23 protein-coding genes are annotated in these 23,226 nt (G+C 46.1%); 14 read left to right on the top strand and 9 right to left on the bottom strand.

The window, feature by feature from the left end:
* Window positions 1-4: 4 nt before the first annotated feature.
* Window positions 5-259, bottom strand: coding sequence for a DUF4212 domain-containing protein (locus M5J74_RS21820; RefSeq protein ID WP_015156119.1), 255 nt, complete (start codon window positions 257-259; stop codon window positions 5-7).
* Between the two features lie 189 nt (window positions 260-448).
* Here M5J74_RS21820 and M5J74_RS21815 point away from each other — a divergent pair, with 189 nt between their 5' ends.
* Entirely contained in the window at window positions 449-1,282 is an 834-nt protein-coding gene (locus M5J74_RS21815) for an aminotransferase class IV (RefSeq protein ID WP_371934071.1), read from the top strand.
* Between the two features lie 43 nt (window positions 1,283-1,325).
* Here M5J74_RS21815 and M5J74_RS21810 read toward each other — a convergent pair whose 3' ends face one another.
* The gene (locus tag M5J74_RS21810; protein ID WP_106218029.1) at window positions 1,326-2,183 is read right to left on the bottom strand and encodes a DMT family transporter; all 858 of its coding nucleotides are present in this window, start codon (window positions 2,181-2,183) and stop codon (window positions 1,326-1,328) included.
* Between the two features lie 272 nt (window positions 2,184-2,455).
* Here M5J74_RS21810 and ftsH3 point away from each other — a divergent pair, with 272 nt between their 5' ends.
* From ftsH3 to cobS, 3 genes are all read left to right on the top strand, one after another.
* A complete protein-coding gene (gene ftsH3, locus M5J74_RS21805; RefSeq protein WP_015156116.1) occupies window positions 2,456-4,294 on the top strand; it encodes an ATP-dependent zinc metalloprotease FtsH3 in 1,839 nt (612 codons plus the stop codon).
* Between the two features lie 233 nt (window positions 4,295-4,527).
* Window positions 4,528-4,902, top strand: coding sequence for a type IV pilus biogenesis protein EbsA (ebsA, locus tag M5J74_RS21800; protein WP_015156115.1), 375 nt, complete (start codon window positions 4,528-4,530; stop codon window positions 4,900-4,902).
* 133 nt (window positions 4,903-5,035) lie between these two features.
* The gene (gene cobS, locus M5J74_RS21795) at window positions 5,036-5,788 is read left to right on the top strand and encodes an adenosylcobinamide-GDP ribazoletransferase (protein WP_106218030.1); all 753 of its coding nucleotides are present in this window, start codon (window positions 5,036-5,038) and stop codon (window positions 5,786-5,788) included.
* A gap of 88 nt (window positions 5,789-5,876) precedes the next feature.
* Here the strand turns inward: cobS and M5J74_RS21790 are convergent, their stop codons facing one another.
* From M5J74_RS21790 to M5J74_RS21775, 4 genes are all read right to left on the bottom strand, one after another.
* Window positions 5,877-6,128: a hypothetical protein gene (locus M5J74_RS21790; protein ID WP_127022968.1), complete on the bottom strand. Its 252-nt coding sequence runs from the start codon at window positions 6,126-6,128 to the stop codon at window positions 5,877-5,879.
* Between the two features lie 174 nt (window positions 6,129-6,302).
* On the bottom strand, window positions 6,303-7,208 hold the full coding sequence (locus tag M5J74_RS21785; RefSeq protein ID WP_127022970.1) for a serine protease: 906 nt from the start codon (window positions 7,206-7,208) through the stop codon (window positions 6,303-6,305).
* A gap of 178 nt (window positions 7,209-7,386) precedes the next feature.
* On the bottom strand, window positions 7,387-7,770 hold the full coding sequence (locus tag M5J74_RS21780) for a hypothetical protein (RefSeq protein ID WP_250013126.1): 384 nt from the start codon (window positions 7,768-7,770) through the stop codon (window positions 7,387-7,389).
* A gap of 110 nt (window positions 7,771-7,880) precedes the next feature.
* A complete protein-coding gene (locus M5J74_RS21775; RefSeq protein ID WP_250013125.1) occupies window positions 7,881-8,738 on the bottom strand; it encodes a serine protease in 858 nt (285 codons plus the stop codon).
* Between the two features lie 404 nt (window positions 8,739-9,142).
* Here M5J74_RS21775 and dxs point away from each other — a divergent pair, with 404 nt between their 5' ends.
* The 9 genes from dxs (at window position 9,143) to M5J74_RS21730 (ending at window position 19,870) form a co-directional block, all read left to right on the top strand.
* Window positions 9,143-11,053: a 1-deoxy-D-xylulose-5-phosphate synthase gene (dxs, locus tag M5J74_RS21770; protein ID WP_106167820.1), complete on the top strand. Its 1,911-nt coding sequence runs from the start codon at window positions 9,143-9,145 to the stop codon at window positions 11,051-11,053.
* A 195-nt stretch (window positions 11,054-11,248) separates the two neighbouring features.
* A complete protein-coding gene (gene mtnA / locus M5J74_RS21765; RefSeq protein ID WP_015156110.1) occupies window positions 11,249-12,313 on the top strand; it encodes an S-methyl-5-thioribose-1-phosphate isomerase in 1,065 nt (354 codons plus the stop codon).
* A 113-nt stretch (window positions 12,314-12,426) separates the two neighbouring features.
* The gene (locus tag M5J74_RS21760; protein ID WP_250013124.1) at window positions 12,427-13,863 is read left to right on the top strand and encodes a protein kinase; all 1,437 of its coding nucleotides are present in this window, start codon (window positions 12,427-12,429) and stop codon (window positions 13,861-13,863) included.
* A 445-nt stretch (window positions 13,864-14,308) separates the two neighbouring features.
* Window positions 14,309-14,977 carry a COP23 domain-containing protein gene (locus tag M5J74_RS21755; RefSeq protein ID WP_015156108.1) on the top strand — a complete coding sequence of 223 codons (669 nt, stop codon included), beginning with the start codon at window positions 14,309-14,311 and terminating at the stop codon, window positions 14,975-14,977.
* Complete coding sequence (locus tag M5J74_RS21750; RefSeq protein ID WP_250013123.1) at window positions 14,978-15,832, top strand: serine protease; 855 nt, start codon at window positions 14,978-14,980, stop codon at window positions 15,830-15,832. It abuts the gene before it with no gap.
* A gap of 194 nt (window positions 15,833-16,026) precedes the next feature.
* Entirely contained in the window at window positions 16,027-17,793 is a 1,767-nt protein-coding gene (locus M5J74_RS21745) for a tetratricopeptide repeat-containing serine protease family protein (RefSeq protein WP_250013122.1), read from the top strand.
* A 123-nt stretch (window positions 17,794-17,916) separates the two neighbouring features.
* Window positions 17,917-18,252, top strand: a complete 336-nt coding sequence (gene psb28, locus M5J74_RS21740; RefSeq protein ID WP_015156105.1) for a photosystem II reaction center protein Psb28 — start codon at window positions 17,917-17,919, stop codon at window positions 18,250-18,252.
* A 14-nt stretch (window positions 18,253-18,266) separates the two neighbouring features.
* Window positions 18,267-18,770: a molybdenum cofactor biosynthesis protein B gene (locus M5J74_RS21735; protein ID WP_106167815.1), complete on the top strand. Its 504-nt coding sequence runs from the start codon at window positions 18,267-18,269 to the stop codon at window positions 18,768-18,770.
* A gap of 398 nt (window positions 18,771-19,168) precedes the next feature.
* Window positions 19,169-19,870 carry a hypothetical protein gene (locus M5J74_RS21730; RefSeq protein ID WP_015156103.1) on the top strand — a complete coding sequence of 234 codons (702 nt, stop codon included), beginning with the start codon at window positions 19,169-19,171 and terminating at the stop codon, window positions 19,868-19,870.
* Between the two features lie 153 nt (window positions 19,871-20,023).
* Here M5J74_RS21730 and mraY read toward each other — a convergent pair whose 3' ends face one another.
* A complete protein-coding gene (gene mraY, locus M5J74_RS21725) occupies window positions 20,024-21,133 on the bottom strand; it encodes a phospho-N-acetylmuramoyl-pentapeptide-transferase (protein WP_250013121.1) in 1,110 nt (369 codons plus the stop codon).
* 169 nt (window positions 21,134-21,302) lie between these two features.
* On the bottom strand, window positions 21,303-21,560 hold the full coding sequence (locus M5J74_RS21720; RefSeq protein WP_015156101.1) for a DUF3134 domain-containing protein: 258 nt from the start codon (window positions 21,558-21,560) through the stop codon (window positions 21,303-21,305).
* A gap of 277 nt (window positions 21,561-21,837) precedes the next feature.
* Here M5J74_RS21720 and M5J74_RS21715 point away from each other — a divergent pair, with 277 nt between their 5' ends.
* A complete protein-coding gene (locus M5J74_RS21715) occupies window positions 21,838-22,422 on the top strand; it encodes a PAP/fibrillin family protein (RefSeq protein WP_015156100.1) in 585 nt (194 codons plus the stop codon).
* A gap of 23 nt (window positions 22,423-22,445) precedes the next feature.
* Here M5J74_RS21715 and M5J74_RS21710 read toward each other — a convergent pair whose 3' ends face one another.
* On the bottom strand, window positions 22,446-23,216 hold the full coding sequence (locus tag M5J74_RS21710) for a Uma2 family endonuclease (protein WP_250013120.1): 771 nt from the start codon (window positions 23,214-23,216) through the stop codon (window positions 22,446-22,448).
* Between the last annotated feature and the right edge of the window lie 10 nt (window positions 23,217-23,226).

Raw genomic sequence — 23,226 nt, 5'->3', positions numbered from 1 at the left:
TCCCTCACTTTCTAATCCCATATTTGCGATCGAGCTTGTCCATCTGAAAAGCATAGATAAAAATCAATACTACGAAAGTTAAGATCGAGCCTTGCTGTGCCATCCAAAAGCCTAGAGGAACGCTTCCAAGTCGGATTGCATTCAACGGCTGTGCTAACAGGATGCTAAACACCAGGGATACCAGCGCCCAAACAATTAATAGATTCCGAATTAAAGCCGTGTTTGCCCGCCAGTATGCTTCTTGTCTATCTCTATCCATAGTTTTATAAATTGAATTTGTGAAATGATATGAATTAAGATGTAAAAACGCAAGGCTTTGGTTGTAAAAATAGTTTAAAACTTAACAATCTAATCATTACAAAAAAAGTTTGCTTTTCAGTTGCAAGAAAGTATGAATTAACTGACAAAGAAATTAAAACTTAAAGACAAGTAAACTGAGGCAACGGCAATTTTTTGGTATAACGGCGACTTAATCACAACAAATGTCATCGAGTTAGCGGTTGACGATCCAGGTTTATTGTATGGAGCAACCGTGTTTACTACCCTACGAGTTTATTGTCAGTCGCTCGATCGCCCCTTAACCAACTGGAAAAGGCATTGCGATCGCCTCCGCTCCAGCATTCAATTCTTAGACTGGCAAGAACCAAACTGGCAGAAAGTTCGACAAGGGGCAGAAATCTTACTGCAAGATTTTCCCGTATTGAGAGTCACAATCTTTCCTGACGGCAGAGAGTGGATAACTGGGCGATCGCTACCAGGGGACTTGACAGAAAAGCAAAGACATGGGGTAGCAGCTAGCTTAATATTCGGAGAAGAATTTCACCGCTTTTTACCCACCCATAAAACAGGTAACTACTTAGGTGCGTGGCTAGCCAAGACAAAAGCCCAACACATAACAGCCAGCGAAGCAATTCTTGTCGATGCCAACGGTAACTGGCTAGAAACCAGCACAGGTAATTTGTGGGGATGGCAAGACGGTAACTGGTGGACACCACCACTAGAAGCAGAAATTTTACCAGGAGTGATGCGATCGCAACTCATAGACTGGCTCAAAAATCAAAACCAACAAGTTATTGAACAACCCTGGACACCAGACGTAGTTGCCAAAATGGAAGCGATCGCCTACAGCAACAGTATTGTAGAAGTTATTCCCATCCACACCATATTTGAGGAGCGAGGAGTCAGGAGTGAGGAGCGAGGGCAAGAAAAAATACATCAGCTAAACTACAACCCCCATCATCCAGCTTTGACGAACTTACAAAAACTATTTCAGCACGAATGAAATCTTCCTATTCCTCTTAGCGCCTCTGCGTCTTTGCGCGACATCATCTTCCCCTACTCCCATAAAGAGAAGCCCCACCCGCCGCAACTGTCACCAAAGCGATCGCCATTATTGCCCGCAACTCCAAAGTTTCCCGCAAAACAATAAAACCAATAACAGCCGCCGCCACAGGCTCCAAACTCAACAACACGCCAAACACCCTTACAGGTAGCCACCGTAACGCCTCTAACTCAAACGAGTATGGAATCGCCGAAGACAGAATCGCCACCCCAAACCCAAGAAATAACATTTGTGGATTTAACAGCGCCGAGCCACCCGTAACAATTCCCATTGGCAAAATGACGATCGCCGCCACAGCCATCGCCAAAGCCAGCCCCACGCCTCCAGGAACAACCCGCCCCACTTTGGCAGAAAGGAGAATATAAGCTGCCCAAAATCCCCCCGCCGTCAGCGCCAAAATAATTCCAGTCAGATTGACACTCAAACCACCAATTGGAGCCAGCAACACGATCCCGCATCCAGCCAGCAACACCCACAACAAATCGAGCAAGCGCCGAGAATTGGCGATCGCCACTCCCAAAGGACCAAGAAACTCCAGCGCCACCGCAATCCCAATCGGAATCCGCTCGATCGCTAAATAAAATGAGAGATTCATCAAACCCAGAGCCAAACCAAATAAAATCAGCACCCCGTAGTTCCGACGCTGAATACCCTTAATTTGCGATCGCCACAGCACCAGCAACACCACCGCTGCGAAACCCACCCGTAACAGCACCACAGCGGCAGGACTGAGCGTATTAAATAATGTTTTCGCGATCGCCGAACCTAACTGAGTCGAGGCGATCGACAGCAGCACCAAACTCGTAGGCGATAGAGTAGGCTGAGAACCAATCTTTTTCATCGTTCACCAACATCGTCGATCGGAGTGCGATCGCGTAACCCCAATCCACCATAATTCAACATCAGCCGCCGCAACAAATCACCCCTAAGAATAGTGGCTAGTGGCTAGCACTTAGTGGCTGGAAACTGAATTGTTATGTCTAGCCGCCAGTCACCAGCCACCAGTCACTGATAATTGATACCTGACAAGTGGCAAGTTTCTAAGGTAGATTAAAATTAATTAACATAAGAAAAAAACGCCCTTGCCCGTAAGCTTTAGGAGGCTAACCCTCGGTGAATAAACGGTGGAGAAACGCAGGGCTGTACGCATTACTGGCAATTGTGGTCATTGCGCTGGGAACGGCGTTCTTTGACAAACAGCCTCAGAGTCGAGAGACATGGCGATACAGCGATTTTATTCAAGCAGTTGAAAAAGGTAGAGTTGCTCAGGTCAGACTTAGTGCCGATCGCACCAGAGCGCTTGTCAAGCCTCAAGATGGCAGCCAAGTCATCGTTAATTTACCCGATGACCCCGAATTAATTTCGATCTTGACGGAGAGAGGAGTTGATATTGCGGTTCTACCTCAAACTGATGAAGGTTTTTGGTTTAAAGCCCTAAGCAGCTTATTTGTCCCCGTCTTGCTTTTAGTTGGCTTATTCTTTTTACTACGCCGCGCCCAAAATGGTCCTGGCAGCCAAGCAATGAACTTTGGCAAGTCTAAAGCCAGGGTACAAATGGAGCCACAAACTCAGGTAACATTTGGCGACGTGGCTGGAATCGACCAAGCCAAATTGGAATTAAACGAAGTTGTAGACTTCCTGAAAAATGCAGATCGCTTCACCGCAGTCGGGGCGAAAATTCCTAAAGGTGTATTGCTAGTTGGACCTCCAGGGACGGGTAAAACCCTGCTGGCTCGTGCTGTAGCGGGTGAGGCTGGCGTTCCCTTCTTCTCAATTTCCGGTTCTGAATTCGTTGAAATGTTCGTTGGTGTGGGTGCGTCTCGCGTCCGCGACCTATTCGAGCAAGCAAAGGCAAACGCACCTTGTATCGTATTTATCGATGAAATCGATGCTGTCGGACGGCAGCGGGGTGCTGGTTTAGGTGGTGGTAACGACGAACGGGAGCAAACCCTGAACCAGTTACTCACCGAAATGGATGGTTTTGAAGGCAATACTGGAATCATCATTATTGCTGCGACTAACCGCCCAGACGTACTCGATGCAGCGTTATTGCGTCCCGGTCGTTTCGATCGCCAAGTCGTTGTAGATCGACCCGATTACGCCGGACGTTTGGAAATCCTCAAAGTTCACGCCCGTGGCAAGACTTTGGCAAAAGACGTAGATCTAGACAGAATTGCCCGTCGTACACCAGGTTTTACAGGTGCAGACCTATCGAACCTATTGAACGAAGCTGCAATTTTAGCTGCTAGACGCAACCTGAGCGAAATTTCGATGGATGAAGTCAATGACGCGATCGATCGCGTTTTGGCAGGTCCAGAGAAGAAAGACCGCGTGATGAGCGAAAAGCGCAAGCAACTGGTTGCCTATCATGAAGCCGGTCACGCTCTCGTAGGGGCGCTGATGCCAGACTACGACCCCGTACAGAAAATTAGCATCATTCCTCGCGGTCGTGCTGGTGGTTTGACTTGGTTCACACCTAGCGAAGACCGGATGGACACCGGACTTTACAGCCGTTCGTATTTAGAAAATCAGATGGCTGTAGCTTTAGGTGGTCGGATTGCCGAAGAAATTATCTTTGGCGAAGAAGAAGTCACCACTGGTGCATCCAACGACTTACAACAAGTCGCTAGAGTCGCCAGACAAATGATCACTCGTTTTGGTATGAGCGATCGCCTCGGTCCGGTTGCTCTCGGTCGTCAACAAGGTAATATGTTCCTCGGACGCGATATCGTTGCCGAACGCGACTTTTCCGAAGAGACAGCCGCCGTCATTGACGAAGAAGTGCATCAGCTCGTTGATACCGCTTACAAGCGAGCAAAATCAGTCCTAACTGACAACCGTGCCATTCTAGATCGGCTAGCTCAAATGCTAGTAGAGAAAGAAACTGTAGATGCAGACGAATTGCAAGAGTTGTTAGCAAATAACGATGTTAGAACGGCTGCGATCGCATAGTTGTTCAAAACATCAACATTAGTAGGGTGGGCAAGGCTCACCTTTTTTTTATTTCAATAGTAGGGTGGGCAAGGCTCACCTTTTTTATTGCAGCGAGTAAGTGTTGTCATAGGGTAATTTCTGGGAATACTGAAAAATAGCAAACAATTATTAGTGTAGAGACGTTACATGTAACGTCTCTACAAAATTACCAACAACCAACAACTACCAGTAAATTTTATCCCCTAACACCTATGTCCATTCAACAACTTCAACCCGCCAATCAGCAAGAATTAAGAGTTTACCTTCCATATTTTCAAGGCAATAAACGTAATATCTTACCTCTTGCCATCAGTTTGTTTAAAAAAGGAGTGATGGAAGGACAGCGTAGAATTGAAGGCGCGGATGGTATTCCCTTTATAGCAACTTGGAATATTTCCACATTACCAGCAGACCTGATCCGGTGTCGGCTACAATTTGATAATAATGCCGAGTTGAGTTACGAGCTGCTAATGCAAAGCTCGGAATATATCGATCATTTAATCGATGTCATTCTCAATTTTCAGCGCAGCCGCAGTACAGATTTTTCTAAACCTTTTTACCGCAAACTACTCCGTATTGAAGAATAGCAAATAGTTATTTTTATGAGTAGTTCTGAGCAATTAGCTGCTAGCGATCGATAATTGGTGGCGCGATCGCTTGAGGGTGAGAACATAGATTATATCTCCCTCAATTCCCTTTAGAAAGGGAGATTTGTAAATTGTGATATTAAAACTTGGATTAGACTTTCTAGCAGCGATCGCATTTTATACTTGTCTGCCCATCCCTAAATTGAATTTAGACTTTCAGCGCGTAGCGTGTCTTGTACCGCTGGTAGGTTTGATTGTTGGTGGAATTCTGGGATTGTTAGATCTGGGCTTATTTTTATTAGGCGTACCCATACTAACTCGCAGTGCTGTAGTTGTCGTGAGTTGGATGGCGCTGACTGGGGGACTGCACCTAGATGGTGCAATGGATACTGCTGATGGCTTGGCAGTACAAGATCCGCAAAGACGCTTACAAGTCATGGCAGATAGCGTTACAGGTGCGTTTGGAGCAATGGTGGCGATCGCCATTCTAATATTAAAAATATCAGCCTTAACCGATCTCGATACCTATCGCCCTTTAATATTGATGGCAGCTTGTGGTTGGGGACGATGGGGACAACAAGTCGCGATCGCCTGTTATCCTTATCTCAAACCTACAGGTAAAGGAGCGTTTCACAAAGCAGCGATTCGGTCTTATTGGGATTTATTGCCAGGACTGTTATTATTACTCGGTCTTAGTGGAGTACAAATCTTGCTAAACCGCGATCGCATTGTAGCGTCTCTTGCTATGGCATTAGGTGGAAGCGCGATCGCGATTGTAACTGGAGCTTGGCTCAATTATAAGTTAGGCGGTCACACGGGAGATACCTACGGTGCGATCGTAGAATGGACGGAAGCTTTATTTTTGTGCTTGCTGACAGCTTTTTGACAGTTATCAGTTATCAGTTATCAGTTGTCAGTGACTAGTGGAATCGATAACAAGAAAAGAGTCCAGCCACTAGCCACTAGCTACTCATTTAATGCCGAATTGTCCGTCCTTCGATTGCAGGATAAGGTAAGTCGGGAACGGAGTTCCACAATGCAGATGGTTTGTCTTTGAGGATGAGAGGAACCTTTACTGGCATTTTTGGATCGATAGCAGGTATTTTTGACTCGTTGGGAATTGCCTGCGAATTAGCAGGAGTGGTAGTAGGATGATTGATATTAGTAGTTCCAGGTATCCCAGGAGTTGGAGATGTCTTCTTGTTGCATATTCTAGAGAGATCCACTTGTTTTCCATCCCTAGTCTGAATATAGCAGAGTAGCTCGTTAGCACTGACACCTGATACAAATGCGGTTGCAGCGAGCGACATCGAAGTAGTGACTGAACCTAGTAATAAAAAGTATTGTATTTGCTTGTAGATCATTGGTGGTAGATCTTTTAGTAGTGCAGTTGAAGTAATTTATGGGGCAATAACTGTTGTACTGCTAGCCGCTCCTGTTGCTCTCAGTTTAAGAATAGCTGGCATAAACCGCTCTAGAGGAACGGCTATACTAATTGATGTGCCATCAGGATAGGCTATAAAACCGTTATTCAAAGCCATAGTCCGAAAGTCTATTTCTGAAGCCGCAGTAAACAGAGACGAACCAGAGGTTCCTTGCGTGATATCACAGTCATGCAATAGGACTTCTAGCTGCGGATGTTTACCCAAAATGTTACAGCCACCCTGTAAGGCTGGTAAGTATCCTTGATAAGCTTTCAATGCTGGATCTGTGGGCCAATCACCAGGATAACCAATGTAGTTTGTAGGCTGACCCACAACAGTTGCTCCTGCACTGTTAATATCGTTCCGATTCCACTCAACGGTACCATACCAACCCGTGGTGTCTCCTAAATTTGTGGTAAACCGGATAATTGCCCAATCCCGCCTCCATTCTTCTGGAGTTTTAGGAAAAGCTGCCAGTCCTGTCCAGTAAGCATTAACATTTGCTACAGCTAATTGAGTCGTTCCATAGCGCACGACATAGGCTTTAGCCTGTACTGGTATCCTTCCTTGTTCGTCTCGTACGCAATGACTATTTGTTAATCCAATATTACGACCGACAACGGTGAAAGTACAATGTCCCCATTTTCCATCTGCCCTCTGAGTTTCTAGCTGCCCCACTGCTGCACGAGGTCGTGCTGTCAACCACTGATAGGAAGGTAAAACGCGGTCATCTTGCCCGATGATATTTGCTCTTGTAGGTTGAACAGTTGGTGCGATCGCTGCCAAACAACTACCGAGCGATAAGATAGTTGCAGCTAACCGACGGCTTTTCGTCAGAAACTTTAAGCAATTAAGATTTTGACTCATAACGAGTACCTTCATCTATGCTCCTTAAATCTGTGGCTCGAAGCTAATACATAAGGCAGATGACATATTCACTACGATTTACTAACTATTTACCCAATCTTCACAGTAGAACAAATAACAGTAAATGCAGTTAAATTTCTGTAAACTTCAGCTAGGCAATTGACCTCTTTCTCCATGCCCTGCTGAAACAGTTTTATTGACTGTTGCTAGTACGCCCCTTGAATGGTGGATGAGGCAAGTCGGGAACTTGATACCAAAAATCAGGTGGTTTGTCAGTGATGACGCGAGGAATTTTTACTGGTGCTTTGGGGTCAATTTTTTCGACAATGGAACTATTGGTTGGAGAATTGCTTGTGTTAGCAGTAGGTTGAGGTTTATTGGTAGTTGGAGCAGGAGAACTGGCAGGTGTAGGGCGATCGCATAATTTAGATAGGTCAAGTTGCCGACCGTCTCTATTCTGGATGTAACAAATTGGGTCATCGTCAGCGATCGCAATCGTCGCAGATGTTGTTGCTACGCCAACAGATGCAGTTATAAGAATTCCTAATAATATGTTTTGATTGCGTTTAATGCTCATTAGCAGAAAAGGTAAAGGATAGAAAAGGCTAGGTGAAACCCAGCCATAGTGACTAAGTGAAGATAAGACAGAATAGATATTTAGTGTTTCAAATTCTGAATAACAAAAACTTAGGGGCGAGGAACTACTGTATCGGACGCTGCTCCTGTCTGCCTCAATTTCAGTACTGCTGGCATGAACCGTTCTAAGGGTACAGCTAAGTTGATATAAGGGTTTTGCACTGGATATTCACCAGAGTGTAAACCGATAGTACGGAAGTCTGTCTGTGACACTGCTGTAAACAAAGAAGAGCCAGAAGTTCCACCTGTAGTATCGCAGTCATGCAGTAATATACCCCCTTCTACGTTGTGAATAGTACAGCCATAGTGCAAGGCTGGAGTATAGCCGCGAACATTTCCTGGCTGGAAACGTGCATCAGTAGGCCAGTCTTGAGGATAGCCAACATACCCTGCAGTCAGACCGACAACGGTTTGACCAGCAGTGTTAATATCGTTTGGATTCCAATCAGTATTACCCAACCAGCCTGTCAATTCTCCTAGATTGGTTGTGAAACGAACAATCGCCCAATCGCCAGGAACATCCTCAATACCTACAGGAGCGGTGTCCCTGCCAGTCCAATAAACATCAACATTGGTCACTGCTAAAGCGCGATCGCTGTGTTGTGCGGCAATAGCAGCTTTTATTTGAATTGGCGCTCCTTTTTCATCTAACAAGCAATGGGCATTTGTCAGTCCGATGTTACGACCAACAACCGTGAAAGTGCAATGACCAAAACTTCCGTCAGCTTTCTGAAGAGCGAGCCGTCCTACAGCTCCCAATACTGAGTTAGTTAGCTGTTCGTAAGTCGGCGTGATGCGATCGTCTTGTCCAATTACGGCTGCGGACGAGGGTTGCAGCGTAGAGGCGATCGCTCCCAAACAACTACCGAGCGATAAGATAGTGGCAGTTAACCTACGGTTTTTCGTCAAAAACTTTAAGCAATTAAGATTTTTACTCATAAAGAGTACCTTCATCCATAATCCTTAATTTGTGGATGAAAGCTAATACATAAGGTAGATGACATATTTCCTACCGTTTACTAGCTATTTACCCAATCTTCACAGTAGAGTTAAAGCCTTGGTAAGGCAACAACTTTTTATGTCAATTTAATGACTAAAACTCGGGTATAACCTGTAGGATGTGAATTTAAGGTATAGCTAGAGAGGGCGATCGCGGTAACTCTCCGAACGGAAAATATTTACTAATATGCATTGCACCCGAAATCTTTTACATTGAGGAAGGAATACATACTTCACCACTACGACTCCACCCAAGACAGTTGGCAACAGTCGAGTGGTGAAGCACAAGACGCAACGCAGAGGGAACACCCAATATGCACCTGAGTGAAATCACCCATCCTAATCAGTTGCACGGTTTGTCGATTCGTCAATTACAACAAATTGCTCGTCAAATTCGCGAAAAACACTTGCAAACGATCGCCGCTAGTGGCGGACACCTGGGACCAGGGCTAGGCGTGGTGGAATTGACCCTAGCGCTATACCAAACATTAGACCTCGATCGCGACAAGGTGATTTGGGATGTCGGACATCAAGCCTATCCGCACAAGCTGATTACTGGTCGATACAGTGAGTTTCACACTCTCCGGCAGAAAGATGGAGTTGCTGGCTATCTCAAGCGCTGTGAGAGCAAATTCGACCATTTCGGCGCGGGTCATGCTTCTACGAGTATTTCTGCTGCACTGGGAATGGCACTGGCACGAGATCTCAAGGGGGATAAATTTAAAGTCGCAGCAATTATTGGTGATGGAGCGCTAACAGGTGGTATGGCACTTGAAGCGATCAACCACGCCGGACACTTGCCTAAGACAAATTTACTCGTGATATTGAACGATAACGAGATGTCAATTTCACCGAATGTTGGTGCAATCTCTCGTTACTTAAATAAAATGCGTCTTTCTGCACCAGTACAGTTTCTTGCCGATAATTTAGAAGAACAAGTTAAACACATTCCCTTTGTTGGTGAATCTCTCACCCCCGAACTGCATCGGCTTAAGGGTGGCATGAAGCGGTTAGCCGTGTCAAAAGTTGGAGCAATTATCGAAGAACTCGGATTCACCTATCTCGGACCAGTAGACGGTCATAATCTGGCAGAATTGATTGCGACCTTCGAGCAAGCACATCACATCCAAGGACCAGTACTCGTCCACGTTGCAACAGTTAAAGGGAAAGGTTACGAGATTGCCGAAAAAGACCAAGTGGGATACCACGCCCAATCGCCCTTCGACTTGACAACGGGTAAAGCCATACCCTCCAGCAAGCCCAAACCCCCTGGCTACTCTAAAGTTTTTGCTCATACTTTGGTCAAACTTGCCGAAAATAACCCCAAAATTATCGGGATTACGGCAGCAATGGCAACTGGAACGGGACTGGATAAACTGGCGAGTAAGCTACCAAAACAATATGTCGATGTTGGGATTGCCGAACAACACGCCGTCACTCTAGGCGCTGGCTTGGCTTGTGAGGGAATGCGTCCTGTAGTGGCTATCTACTCGACTTTCTTGCAACGTGCCTACGATCAGATAGTCCACGATGTCTGCATCCAAAATCTACCCGTCTTTTTCTGTATGGACAGGGCGGGAATTGTGGGATCTGACGGTCCGACGCACCAAGGTATGTACGATATTGCCTACCTGCGCTGCTTGCCCAACATGGTTTTGATGGCTCCCAAAGACGAAGCTGAGTTGCAGCAGATGGTCGTTACTGGAGTTAACTACACTGATGGACCGATCGCCATGCGTTATCCACGTGGTAACGGTTACGGCGTTCCCCTCATGGAGGAAGGTTGGGAATCCTTGCCAATTGGGAAAGGGGAAATCCTCAGACATGGGGACGATCTCTTACTGATTGGTTTTGGTGCGATGGTTCACCCTGCGATGCAAGTCGCAGAAATTTTGCGCGAACATGGAATTGAAGCCACGGTAATTAATGCTCGTTTTGCCAAACCCTTAGATACAGAGCTAATTCTACCTTTGGCAAAACAAATCGGGCGCGTCGTGACTTTAGAAGAAGGCTGCTTGATGGGTGGGTTTGGTTCTGCGGTAGCCGAAGCTTTACTCGATGCAAATGTTGTCGTTCCTGTCAAGCGAATTGGCATACCAGATACTTTGGTAGATCACGCCGAACCAAATGAATCGAAAGCCGATTTGGGTTTGACCAGTCCGCAAATTGCTGAAACCGTGCGTCAAGCGTTCTTCAGCCAGCAGTTATCTCCTGTAGGTTCGTAATTTTTGATTTTGAGGTGGGCGATCGCCCACCTTTTTTATATTGGTAATTGGTAATTGGTAAATAGTCATTCCTCATTCGTCATTTGTTATGAGTGAGTAGAGTAGGTAGTGAGTAGTGATATATAAGAATTTATATCCAGCTTCTCCTGGCTTTTGACTTTTGACTTTTGACTTTTCCCTAGCCCCTAGCTCTCTATGATCTCTAGTCCTACCCACGTCTACCCTGTCATTTGGTACGAAGGCTCGGTTTTACTCATCGACCAAACGCACTTGCCAGCCGAGTATGCCTTTGTGGAAATTCATCGCTGTGAAGATATGGCACAGGCAATCAAAACGATGATTGTCCGAGGCGCACCAGCAATCGGTATCGCTGCTGCCTACGGTATGTACTTGGGGGCGCGGGAGATTGAAACCCACGATCGGGAGCAGTTTTTGTCGCAGCTAGAGCAAGTGGCTCAGATGTTGCGAACAACCCGCCCAACAGCGGTAAATTTATTTTGGGCGATCGCTCGCATGTTAAAAACTGCCTACGAAACGATCGGCACGGTTGAGGAAATTCGCCAAGTTTTGTTAACTACAGCACAGACAATTCAAACCGAAGATTTACAAACTTGTCAGGCAATTGGCGATCGCGGTCTGGAACTCTTGCCAAAAACTCCCGCTCAACTCAATCTCTTAACTCATTGCAATGCTGGAGCCTTAGCAACCGCAGGTTATGGTACGGCTTTGGGTGTTGTGCGTTCTGCTTGGTCTTGTGGTAGGTTATCGCGCCTCTATGCCGATGAAACTCGTCCCCGTCTCCAGGGAGCAAAACTAACTGCTTGGGAATGCGTCCAGGAAGGGATACCCGTTACGGTAATTACAGATAGTATGGCTGCCCACTGTATGCAGCAAGGTATGATTCACGCCGTTGTGGTGGGCGCTGACCGCATCGCCGCTAATGGCGATACGGCAAATAAAATTGGCACGTACAGCTTAGCGCTGGTAGCTAAGGCACATGACGTTCCTTTTTATGTTGCCGCACCCGTAGCAACAATTGATTTTGCGATCGCCACTGGTCGAGAAATCCCAATTGAGGAACGCGATCCGGTTGAAGTCTATCAGATTGACGATACCATCTTGACTCCAGCAGGCGTGGAATTTTACAACCCAGCTTTTGACGTAACTCCCGCTCATTTGATTACAGCAATTATTACCGAGCATGGGGCATTTTCTCCCAGTCAGTTGCAGCAAGAGTTACAGCATAAATATGTAGCATAGAGAAGAGAGAGTCGCGGAGCAACTTCCAATTCACGCATTCACGCATTCAAAACTAATTCCGAATTCCGAATTTTGCATTCCGAATTCTCCACGCACCACGCACCACCTTCTTGATGAACACTTCAAGCTCAGATCCCTGGATCGGTCGTTTTATTGGCGATTGCCGACGCTATTATCTAGAACAGCGCATCGGTGCGGGTGGTATGGGTAACGTTTATCTAGCTATGGATACGCGGCTGGGACAGGAGGTAGCGCTGAAATTACTGAGAGACACGCTCGCTGTCTCGATTCCATTGCATAAACGTTTTGAGCGCGAGGCGATGCTTTGTGCTGCCCTCAAAAGCGACCATATTGTCGATATTAGTGACTACGGCGTGACGGAAGAGGGATACCCTTTCTACGTGATGGAATATCTCGTTGGCGAAACACTAGGGCAACTCCTACGACGAGAGACACGATTGCCTGTAGAACGAACGATTGAAATTGCCTGTCAAGTCTGTGCGGGACTGCAACTCGCTCACCAAGGTGTTAGGATTCGGCGTGAGGGAGTTGTCACCACGAGCGATCCGATCCAAATCGTTCACCGCGACCTCAAACCCGATAATATTTTTCTGATCCCAACCGCTTTAGGGGAGTTAGTTAAAATTCTCGATTTCGGGATTGCTAAAATTCGCGATGAAGCACTAGAGTTAACTAACCTGACTAGTACGTTCTTAGGCACGTTCCGCTACGCTGCACCAGAACAGTTACAAATAGAGAAAAACATCGACGGACGGGCAGATATTTACAGTTTGGGGATGATTCTCTACGAGATGCTGAGTGGTTCCGATCCATTTGGCTTCGGAACTGAAGCCCGCAAAACGAGTGGCGTGTCATGGGGAATTGCCCACACTTCCCAAATGCCTCAATCATTGCGATCGCAACCTCAATGCGCACACTTGTCGGTCGAGCTAGAAGCAATTGTCATGCGCTGTTTAAACAAGCAACCAGAGCAACGCTTTGGCTCAGTGATGGAATTGAGTGCGGCACTACAATCCGTGCTACCAACTTCTTTGGGGCATACTGCTGGTTTTATCCATTCTCAACCCACCAAGGAGGCGATCGCCCCAAATTCGGCAAACTCAGCTACAGATGAGAGAAAGCCTACACCGCCGTCAGTAACTTCCCCCTCGTCCAATCGAACTCAGACTCCTCAAACGCGCATATTCGATCTGCACCAACATCAACCCAAGCAGTATACGCCGCCAGCTCATCGCACCGATGCCATAAACTCGAATCCAACCGACTCGAATCCAACCGACTCAAGACGAGCGCAACAGTTGAGCCAAACTCAGGTGCAAAACCCTCCCGTTGAGCAAAATAGTCGCGAACCACAAAGAACTAGAAGAAACTTATGGTTATTGTCTAGTGCGGGCTTTGTGTTAGGAGTAGCAGGAGTGACACTTGTGGCTGGCATTTTCTATTTGTATTTTTTGCTACCTCAATCCAAGCCTCCAACTCAATCCCCTTCAACGCCACCCGCATCACCACAACCTCTGGAACCGTGGTAAGTAAGCGATCGCGCCATAGCTCCTCAAAATACGCATACAAGCAAAGTATAATAAATTACGAAGAATAATCAAAAAAATCTTAAATTTCTTGCGAACAGGTAGAAAAAAGGTACTATTTTCTATGCAATACTTTTCGGTTAAGACAAGATCCCCCTAACCCCCCTTTTTAAGGGGGAACTTAAGCCCCCTTTTTAAGGGGGTTGGGGATCTTCCAAGATCTTTGCATCACTAATCGAGATGTATTGATTCTCCATGTAAGTTAAGAAAAATTGAATAAATTATTCGAGACATTTCACGAAAATTGAAGATGTCAGTCTGTATAGAGAGTGAGTAGTGTAAGGAAAGTCATAAGTCGTGAGTCGGAATTAACCGATAACTTTGTACAAACGTTACATGTAACGTCTCTACACTGATGACTGATAACTAATAATTAAAAAAGTTCCTCATGAAATTTAAATTTCCAATCTTTGTTTTAGTAGCTAGCTTGACATGTGCCAGTGCCATAGGATTTCAGGATCGAGTAGGGGCGCAGAATACCAGTCGCACTCAAGTATCTCCACAAAATACCTCCAATCAGGCAACCACTTTTGTTTGCGTCCGTTCTGGGAATGGCTTTGCTACAGTTGCAGCTAGGGGAAATCAACGCTCTGCACCAATGATTACCTGGCAAAGACAAGTCAGTGCAGAATATACGCCTCAAGAACGCTGTCAGCTAGTTTCCCAGAAGTTGACTAAAGCAGTTGCCGCGAATGGTGGGAGACTAAGTAATTTACTCCTGACAACTGGAATCATTAAAAATGAGACAGTCATCTGTTATGTCAATTCTGGTGCTAGCTGCGATACAAGCAATACGCTATTTACCCTCTCTCCAGAAAATGCTAAAAACCCTGGTGCAGCTTTAGCCAATTTGCTGCGTTTCGGTCAGCGTGCCGACTATTCGGCAATTCGTGAGAGTGCTAGCGGTGAAGGTGAGACTGCAACTACTGGCGCTATTGATATGGAAGCAGCAGTAGAGGAGGCTTTTTCAGCTGGTTACGAATCAGCGGGTACAGGCGCAAGCGAGGCATCTCCCGTGCAGCAACCTAGTAACTCTCCTGCAAATAGTAGTTGGTAGTTGGTAATTGGTAGTTGGCGAGAGGCAAGAGGTAAATTGATTGTTAAAGTCTTGGTAAGTACACTGATAATTGCGAGTTTAGCGTATATTTCTATACTAAAAAACTCCGAGCAAGCCTTAGCGCGATCGCAGTCTCAGCCGATGCTGATGAGTCAGGTTACAAGTGTAGAACCCGCCGTAGCGATCGCAGTGCCAGTAGTTGCCAGACAAGTGACCGTACGAATTTTTGCCGCTGCTGCTACAGGATCGGGCGCGATCGTGCGGCACAGAGGAGAAACGTACACCATATTGACCTGCGCTCACATTGTGGGTGAGGGTGAGGACGATCGCTTCACGATTCTAACCGCAGACGGACAAAAGCACGTAGGCAAGCGGTTGCGATCGCCTGTATTGTCTGGATCGGATTTAGCCTTGGTAGAGTTTACCAGCAAAACAGCATATCAAGTCGTGGCGATCGCCGATACCAAAGCTGTAGCTGTCGGTGATTCCATCTATGCAGCTGGATTTCCTAATTGGCAATGGACGAGTGCGGATGCAGTCGAAGACACTAGAACTTGGGGTATTAAAGCCTTACGGGTGACGGAAGGTGAAGTAGCAATGCTACCAGAAAAATCTCTACAGGAAGGATATCAACTGGGTTATACCAACGAGATCGATCCAGGGATGAGTGGTGGTCCAGTTTTGAACCGCAAAGGACAACTAATTGGAATCAACGGACGCTTGAAATACCCGCCTCAAGGTATTAGTGCATTTACATTTACTGATGGTTCTGCACCATCCGAGCAAATGTACCAGCAAATGGAAGCATTGAGCTGGGCAATTCCCACTACAGCTTTTTCGCAAGCACTGAAGTGAAGAAGTCAAAAGTCAGAAGTCAAAATTAACCGATAACTGATAACTGACAACTGTACGGGTGGGTATGAAGCGAAGATTATGGCTAAAGCCCGTGAAACTGCTTGCGCGCACCCGCACGGACAGTTTGCTCAACGGGGGATACCCCCGCACGCAACTGTCCTCCCCTACGACAACTGATAACTGATAACTGATTTATGAAAACAAACTTTACTTATCCTCTTTTGACCGGAACGGTAACTTTAGTAGTGTTAGTAACGAGCCATAATTTAGCGCTGGCTCTATCTCCTCAAGAAATTGTCAAAATTGGCAGTCCAATGACGGTGCAGGTCAATCCTCCGATGGGAGTTAAAGATGGCGGTTCTGGAGTGATTATTCAACGACAGGGCAATACTTACACTGTCTTGACGTGCAATCATGTTGCTTTAATGCCTGCACCGCATACGATTCGTACTCATGATGGTCAGAGTTATGCAGTTGTGAGTACGGAAAAATTGCAAAAAAGCCCGAATGACCCCGATTTGGCATTGGTGACATTTAGTAGTGCGGCTGTATACCCGGTTGCCAAACTAGCGCCGTCTAACGTGCCTGTAGGAGCAGAAATTTTTGTCATGGGCTTCCCTGCTTTAGACCGGAAATTTGGTGCAGACCGCGATTTTGTCTTTTCGCCTGGATTCGTGACTAGTCGTCCCAGCAGTGCGCCAGAAGGCTATACACTGCGTTATAACTCAGTGACAAAAGGTGGAATGAGCGGCGGTCCTGTCTTTGATATTGATGGTCGAGTCGTTGGGATTCACGGGTTGGGAGGTAGCGATCGCGTAGACGTGAAGCAGCAGGGAAGCGACGCGACGATGGCGGTGAATATGAAAACTGGCTTTAATGGGGCAATTCCGATTAATACGTTTTTGGCAATGCGATCGCAGATCCCTCAAGCTCCAGCAGTCGCGGTGGATACTGCCCCCAGTACGGATAAACCAGCTCAAAGGTTAGAAAATCCCAAATCTGCTTCAGACTTTTTCGCTAAAGGATCGGTAGAACGCGATCGCGGCGATCGATCCAGAGCAATTGCTAACTACACTCAAGCGATCGCCCGCAACCCCAACTACGCCGACGCTTACTATCAAAGGGGAAACGCCCGTTACGACCAAGGAGACAAGCAGGGGGCGCTAGCAGACTACGACCAAGCGCTGAAATTTGACCCCAACTATGCCAATGCTTATTATCAACGGGCAGTCATTCTTTACAATCGGGGCAACAAACAGGAAGCGCTGTCAAGTTTCGATCGCTACATCACTCTCGTTCCTAACGACGCTCAAGCCTATCACAGTCGCGGTGCGATTCGCCGCAGTATGGGAGACGGTCAGGGAACGTTTGACGATTTCGATCGCGTCGTCCGGCTCGAACCGGATAATTCTAGGGCATATTACAATCGCGCCTTAGCTCGGACGATGTTGCGAGACTCTAAAGGAGCGCTGGATGATTTTAGCCATGCTTTAAATCTCGATCCTAGTTGGACGACAGTGTACAACAACAGAGCAATTCTCCGCCGCCGCTTAGGAGATCGAGAAGGAGCAGTTGATGATTTTAGTAAAGTCATCAGTATAGAGCCGAAAAACGCCGAAGCTCACTACAACCGAGGTTTAGTACGACGCGATTTAGGCGATCGCCAAGGTGCGATCGAGGACTTACAGCTGGCTGCTAATATATTCCAACAAAAAAACGACAGCACGAATTATCAAAAAGCATTGGAGAAAATTGAGAGCATTCAAGCAATGCCCGTAATTCCCGCAGTACCCGCACCTGTAGTGACTCCAACAACAACTTCACCATCAGATAATTCCACCAATCTCAATCAACCAACTAACTCTCAACCAACCAACTCTCAACCAACTAACTCTGGCGATTCGGGTAATATTCCCGAATCTGCCGCACCAACTCAACCCGAAAATAACTCAACTTGGTAGTGGTTAAGTCAGTGTAGAGACGTTACATGTAACGTCTCTACACTGACAACTGATGCGTCAGCTAGTTCAAAATGATGAGAAAATACTTAAACAACTCATCATAGAAATTTACAGCTCGTCATTATGGCTCAGATTCAGTTTTCTAAAGGTGTTACCGAAGAAACAGTCCCAGATGTACGCTTGACGCGATCGCGAGATGGGAGTAATGGTACGGCAACTTTTTATTTTCAAAACCCCCAAATTTTGAGCGAGGGTAGCAATGAAGAAGTGACGGGGATGTACTTGATTGATGAAGAAGGGGAACTTGTGACCCGCGAAGTCAAAGGAAAATTTATCAACGGTAAACCAGAAGCCATTGAAGCGATCTACCTGATGAAATCGACCGAAGAGTGGGATCGGTTTATGCGGTTTATGGAAAGATACGCCAACGAACACGGCTTGGGATTCAACAAATCGTAGTTTTTTAGAAATCTGTGACACATCAGCCTCACCCTGACATACCAGGATTGACAGTCAGTTGTGCTGTTATCACCGTCAGCGATACCCGTTCACCAGAAACAGATAAAAGCGGTCGCCGAATCGAGCAATTGCTCGTAGCAGCGCGTCATACTGTGGGATTTTATGCGATTGTTAAAGACGAACCAGAGCAAATTCGATCGCAGATAGAATCGTTCAGCCAGCGTGTAGATTTAGATGTGGCAATTTTTAATGGGGGTACGGGTATCGCCCCCAGAGATACAACCTACGACGCGATCGCCTCTTTACTAGAGAAAACTTTACCAGGATTTGGCGAATTATTTCGGTATCTGAGCTATCAAGACATTGGTTCCCGCGCCATAGCTTCGCGAGCGATCGCGGGTGTATATCAGGGTAAACTCATTTTTTCGCTTCCAGGTTCTACTAACGCCGTACAACTGGCAATGGAAAAGCTAATTTTGCCAGAGTTGACTCATTTAGTCAGACAGTTACGCAAGTAGTTGGCGATCGCCGATCGATGTGCAGACATCTAGCAAAAGATATAAGTAGAAATATAAAATTTTGTCTCTCCACCATTCAAAAGAACTGACAAGTTAATCTAAATATTTCTCATAGTAATCTTTTCGTAACTTGCATAAACTGCTAGGCATAGTGTAGCGGTTGTTGCATTTTTATCGATGGAATTAAGCTTGCAATTTGACTGCGATCGAGCAAATTGTCGAGCTTGCCATGCTCTCTTTTCTACATTCTTCTAGCTTAAATTGCCAAAACTAGAAGTAAAAAGACAATCTTCGGGTTTTTAAGTACAAACAAATTGCTGGTCAAAAATATTTTTGGCAAAAAATGTGCTTAGGCTCTATGCAATTTCAGTCATAAAAGTTAAGAGGATTCTTGTTGAATGGCAACGTCTGAAAATGACAATAACGGTAACGATATGACCAACAGTGAAGATACACCTTTTGCTGTTGGATCGAACGTTACATTGCAACTTCCTGCTGATAGCAATCTACCAACTGATAGTAGCGAACCCTTTGCTGTAGGTACGAATATGACAATACAATTCACAGATGAGAGCGGTCAACCACAAGGCGAACAGTTAAGTTCGGATAACATTGTAGGAACAAACTCAGCCCCTTGGGGCGATCGCGAGACTTCGAGCGATTCAGGTGAAACATCAGAAGGTAGCGATTCTCTAACTGGTGGTGCTACTGGCGATTCCGGTAGTTATACATGGGATTTTAGTCAGGTATCTGGCGGGGAGTCCAACCCCGATAGTGAAGGTAGTGAAGGTAGTGAAGGTAGTGGTGACAGCACTGGGATGAGCGACAGCACCGATATGGATAGCCTCTTTCAACGATCGCCTTGGGGTTCGTTGCAAGAAGTTGGCATCGACAGCTTTGAAGATGTCTTCGGCAATGTTGGCGCTTCTGGTGGTGGTGAAAACCCCTTCGGTGGCGGTGCTGGCGGTGGCGAAAATCCCTTCGGCGGCGGTGCTGGCGGTGGTGAAAATCCCTTCGGCGGTGGTGCTGGCGGTGGTGAAAATCCCTTCGGTGGCGGGGGCAATCCTTTCGGCGGTGGTGCTGGCGGCGGATTCATGTAGTTCTGTGGCGCGATCGCCGTTTAACTGATCGCGATTCTCAGTCCAGTGCATAAAACTTGTAGGGGCGCACAGCTGTGCGCCCCTACGAAATATCCCTACAAAATGTCTATGTCTACGCCCCTACGAAATTTTTATGGTTTGTTTTTCAATCGCTCAAGCCAGCCAAATAGATACCAAAGCCAAAAAAGCATTAATTGCATAGAATACGGCAACCACTTGTAGTTCCGACCATCCAGACAATTCTAAATGGTGGTGAAAGGGAGCCATTTTAAACAGACGCTTTCCTTTACCATCGGCTCCTTTGGTGGCTTTGTAATAACTAACTTGTGCGATCACTGATAAAGATTCGACAAAAAAGATCCCACTGAGAATAAATAGCGCCCAGAGGGTGTTACTCATGAGAGCGACTCCTGCTAACGCGCCTCCTAGTGCTAAAGAACCCGTATCTCCCATAAAGACGCGAGCGGGATTGCGGTTATGTACTAAAAAGCCGATACAGCTACCGCTCAAACAAGCACAGAAAATTGCCAAACTGGGGAAATTAGGCGCGACGATCGCTCCCAATCCTAAAAGCGCGATCGCTACCGTTCCTCCTGCCAAACCATCCACACCGTCGGTTAAATTAGTGGCATTGCTTTCCGCAGTCAAGACAAACACTGCTAACGCCCAGAATAGCAAACCCAAGGGTAAAGCAAGCCCAAACGGTAAAGCGATCGTCGTCAGATCCCCCGATCGACTCCACAGCCACAGGCAATATAGGCAACCGAAACCAACTTGCAGAGCCAGTTTCAGACGTGGGGAAATACCTTTATTAGACTGGCGACGCAAAATTTGCCAATCATCCAACCAGCCAATAAACCCGTAACCGACCGTAATTCCAGCGATCGCCAATACAGGGGCGAGGTTTTGGATTCCCAGCACCAGCGCCGATAAGATGATGCTAGCGATGACCGCTACAGGTACAAAAAATATGCCACCCATCGTCGGCGTACCTGCTTTTTTTAAGTGTGCTTGGGGACCGTCTTCGCGAATGACTTGTCCGGCTTTTAACTGCTGAAGGATCGGGACTATCCAAAAACCAACTGCGGCAGTGACAGCAGCGCAGAATAAGAAAGGAAAAGTTAGCGATCGCCCTTGCCAGGGTAGGCGCTGCGCTGTTAGATCGAGAGTCAGCGAGGCGGTAGCGAGTGCAAGGCTTAGGACGATAAGCAGTCTCGTACCGGAGAGATGGAAAGACCAGAAAGAAGATGATTTCGCGTCCACAACAAAGTTGCCTTTTGACTAGATACGTGCTGAGGACATTATCGGAACTGAATCGAAAGTGCTGCCTTGAAAGTATTTAAATGTAATATTTTTGAAGAGTCATTGGTCATTGATTCTTCATCATTTGTGAGTTGCTAATGACCAATGACAGATGACAAATGACTCTCAGCTACGCATCATCAGCTTCATCAATATCTCCTAAATCATCGTCATCATCGTAGAAATCGCCAACATCATCACCTTCAAGCAAGTCGAGAGAAGAGTCGCCGTCTTCCACTTCGGTTAGCAGATCTGGTTCCTGAACGCCATCGCGGGGGATCAACCGACCGTTAGATTGCAACCAGTCAATGAGTGACGATTCTTGTTTTAAAGGAATGACACGAGCTGGCTGTTCCCGTGGTTCTTCTCTAAGCGGAGAGTTGTGCATACCTAAGCTTTATCTAGACAGGGGGATGTAATTATACACCTAAAGTTTATCACTTGGTAATTGGTAGTTGGTAATTGGTAGTTGGTTGTTGGTTGTTGTAAGTGACAGATGACTGCAATAACAGCTCTGACAAAAAGATTTATCTAATAATAGATAGCAAAAACTACGTAGCTCCGTATGATGAGATTATATATAGCAATCCAAATTGATTTTTGAACGTTTCCCGTGTAGAGACGTTACATGTAACGTCTCTACACCCGACCAAGAGGAGATAAAAATGTTAGGAAAAGAAACACTTTTGGAAAAGATTGCTGGTAAGAATCGCGGGTTGTTATCAACAGAAGTAGATAAACAAGCTGTCCTTGCCGCGATCGCTCAGTTAGAAGACCGTAATCCTACACCTCGTCCGGTAGAAGCTAGCGAACTTTTGAATGGAGACTGGCGCTTGCTCTATACGACAAGTAAAGGATTGTTAAATATCGACCAATTCCCATTACTCAAACTCGGACAAATTTATCAATGCGTTCGCGTTCAAACTCAAAGTCTTTACAATATTGCCGAGGTTTACGGTTTACCTTTTCTTGAAGGGGTAGTTAGCGTTGTAGCTAAATTTACTCCTGTCTCCGAACGCCGGATTGAAGTTAAATTCGAGCGATCGATTATTGGGTTACAACGCTTATTTAGCTATCAATCTCCTGCTAGTTTTATTCAAGAGATAGAAGCAGGAAAAAAATTTCCGGCTTTGGATACCAAGATTAACAGTAACAGACAACAAGGCTGGGTAGATATTACCTACCTTGATAGCGATTTACGCATCGGACGGGGGAATGAGGGTAGTATCTTCGTGTTAACTAAAGTTTAATTTTTGAGATTATAGTCATTATTTCAATCTGGCAATTCACCGAAGCGTTCTCGGTAGCGTGCCAACATAGACTCTAACTCTATTGCCTGTTGTTGCGCTGCTTGTGCTTGCTGTTGCGCTGCTTGTGCTTGCTGTTGCGCTGCTTGTGCTTGCTGTTGCGCTAGTTCTCTTTGCTGCTGTTCGGCGATCGCCACTTCTTGCGGAGTCGGTATTAATTGACCATCAGGAGTAAAAAACCTTAATTTCTCTTCATAAATTCCCAAGTACAACTCTAGCTGCTGACTCCACAACCAACCTTGAGGATTTGGCTGTAGTTCTTGGTATTGACCTCCAACCAATTGAAAGCCCTTAAATTCAAAAGTTTTTGGGTCGAACCAGAAATATTCTGGAGTGCGAAAAGTATCTTGGTAAATTTGTTTTTTTAAACCCCTATCAGTTTTGGCGGTTGTATCGGAGAGAACTTCTACGATGACATTCGGATACTTACCATCTTCTTGCCAAACAACCCAGCTTTTGCGCGGTTTGCGTTCTGTACCCAGCACGACAAAGAAATCGGGACCCCGAAATTGTTCTGATTTAAGTTGGCGAGGACTGTAGTATATGGTGAGATTGCCGAAAGCATAGAAATCTTGACGGTCTTTCCACCACAATTCCAAGCATTCAATTAGCAGTAGCAGTTGGCGTAAATGCAGTTCGCTTTCCAAAGGCGGTTCGTCACTCCATAAGTCCCCAGGAGGAAAGATAACATCTTCTGGTTCAATTTCTGGAGTTTCTAGGTCTTTTGCCAGGGACATCGCATTTAAA

The organism is Chroococcidiopsis sp. CCNUC1 (genome assembly GCF_023546805.1).
GTDB lineage: Bacteria > Cyanobacteriota > Cyanobacteriia > Cyanobacteriales > Chroococcidiopsidaceae > Chroococcidiopsis > Chroococcidiopsis thermalis.
The sequence above is the reverse complement of the archived record's forward strand: the minus strand, read 5'-3'. Positions and strand labels throughout refer to the sequence as shown.

Excerpts from the sequence above, each read along its gene's own strand:
- M5J74_RS21820 (WP_015156119.1), bottom strand. The coding sequence starts at position 259 with ATGGATAGAGATAGACAAGAAGCATACTGGCGGGCAAACACGGCTTTA.
- M5J74_RS21810 (WP_106218029.1), bottom strand. The coding sequence starts at position 2,183 with ATGAAAAAGATTGGTTCTCAGCCTACTCTATCGCCTACGAGTTTGGTG.
- ebsA (WP_015156115.1), top strand. The coding sequence starts at position 4,528 with ATGTCCATTCAACAACTTCAACCCGCCAATCAGCAAGAATTAAGAGTT.
- M5J74_RS21785 (WP_127022970.1), bottom strand. The coding sequence starts at position 7,208 with ATGAAGGTACTCGTTATGAGTCAAAATCTTAATTGCTTAAAGTTTCTG.
- M5J74_RS21780 (WP_250013126.1), bottom strand. The coding sequence starts at position 7,770 with ATGAGCATTAAACGCAATCAAAACATATTATTAGGAATTCTTATAACT.
- dxs (WP_106167820.1), top strand. The coding sequence starts at position 9,143 with ATGCACCTGAGTGAAATCACCCATCCTAATCAGTTGCACGGTTTGTCG.
- mtnA (WP_015156110.1), top strand. The coding sequence starts at position 11,249 with ATGATCTCTAGTCCTACCCACGTCTACCCTGTCATTTGGTACGAAGGC.
- M5J74_RS21760 (WP_250013124.1), top strand. The coding sequence starts at position 12,427 with ATGAACACTTCAAGCTCAGATCCCTGGATCGGTCGTTTTATTGGCGAT.
- M5J74_RS21755 (WP_015156108.1), top strand. The coding sequence starts at position 14,309 with ATGAAATTTAAATTTCCAATCTTTGTTTTAGTAGCTAGCTTGACATGT.
- M5J74_RS21745 (WP_250013122.1), top strand. The coding sequence starts at position 16,027 with ATGAAAACAAACTTTACTTATCCTCTTTTGACCGGAACGGTAACTTTA.
- psb28 (WP_015156105.1), top strand. The coding sequence starts at position 17,917 with ATGGCTCAGATTCAGTTTTCTAAAGGTGTTACCGAAGAAACAGTCCCA.
- M5J74_RS21730 (WP_015156103.1), top strand. The coding sequence starts at position 19,169 with ATGGCAACGTCTGAAAATGACAATAACGGTAACGATATGACCAACAGT.
- M5J74_RS21720 (WP_015156101.1), bottom strand. The coding sequence starts at position 21,560 with ATGCACAACTCTCCGCTTAGAGAAGAACCACGGGAACAGCCAGCTCGT.
- M5J74_RS21715 (WP_015156100.1), top strand. The coding sequence starts at position 21,838 with ATGTTAGGAAAAGAAACACTTTTGGAAAAGATTGCTGGTAAGAATCGC.
- M5J74_RS21710 (WP_250013120.1), bottom strand. The coding sequence starts at position 23,216 with ATGTCCCTGGCAAAAGACCTAGAAACTCCAGAAATTGAACCAGAAGAT.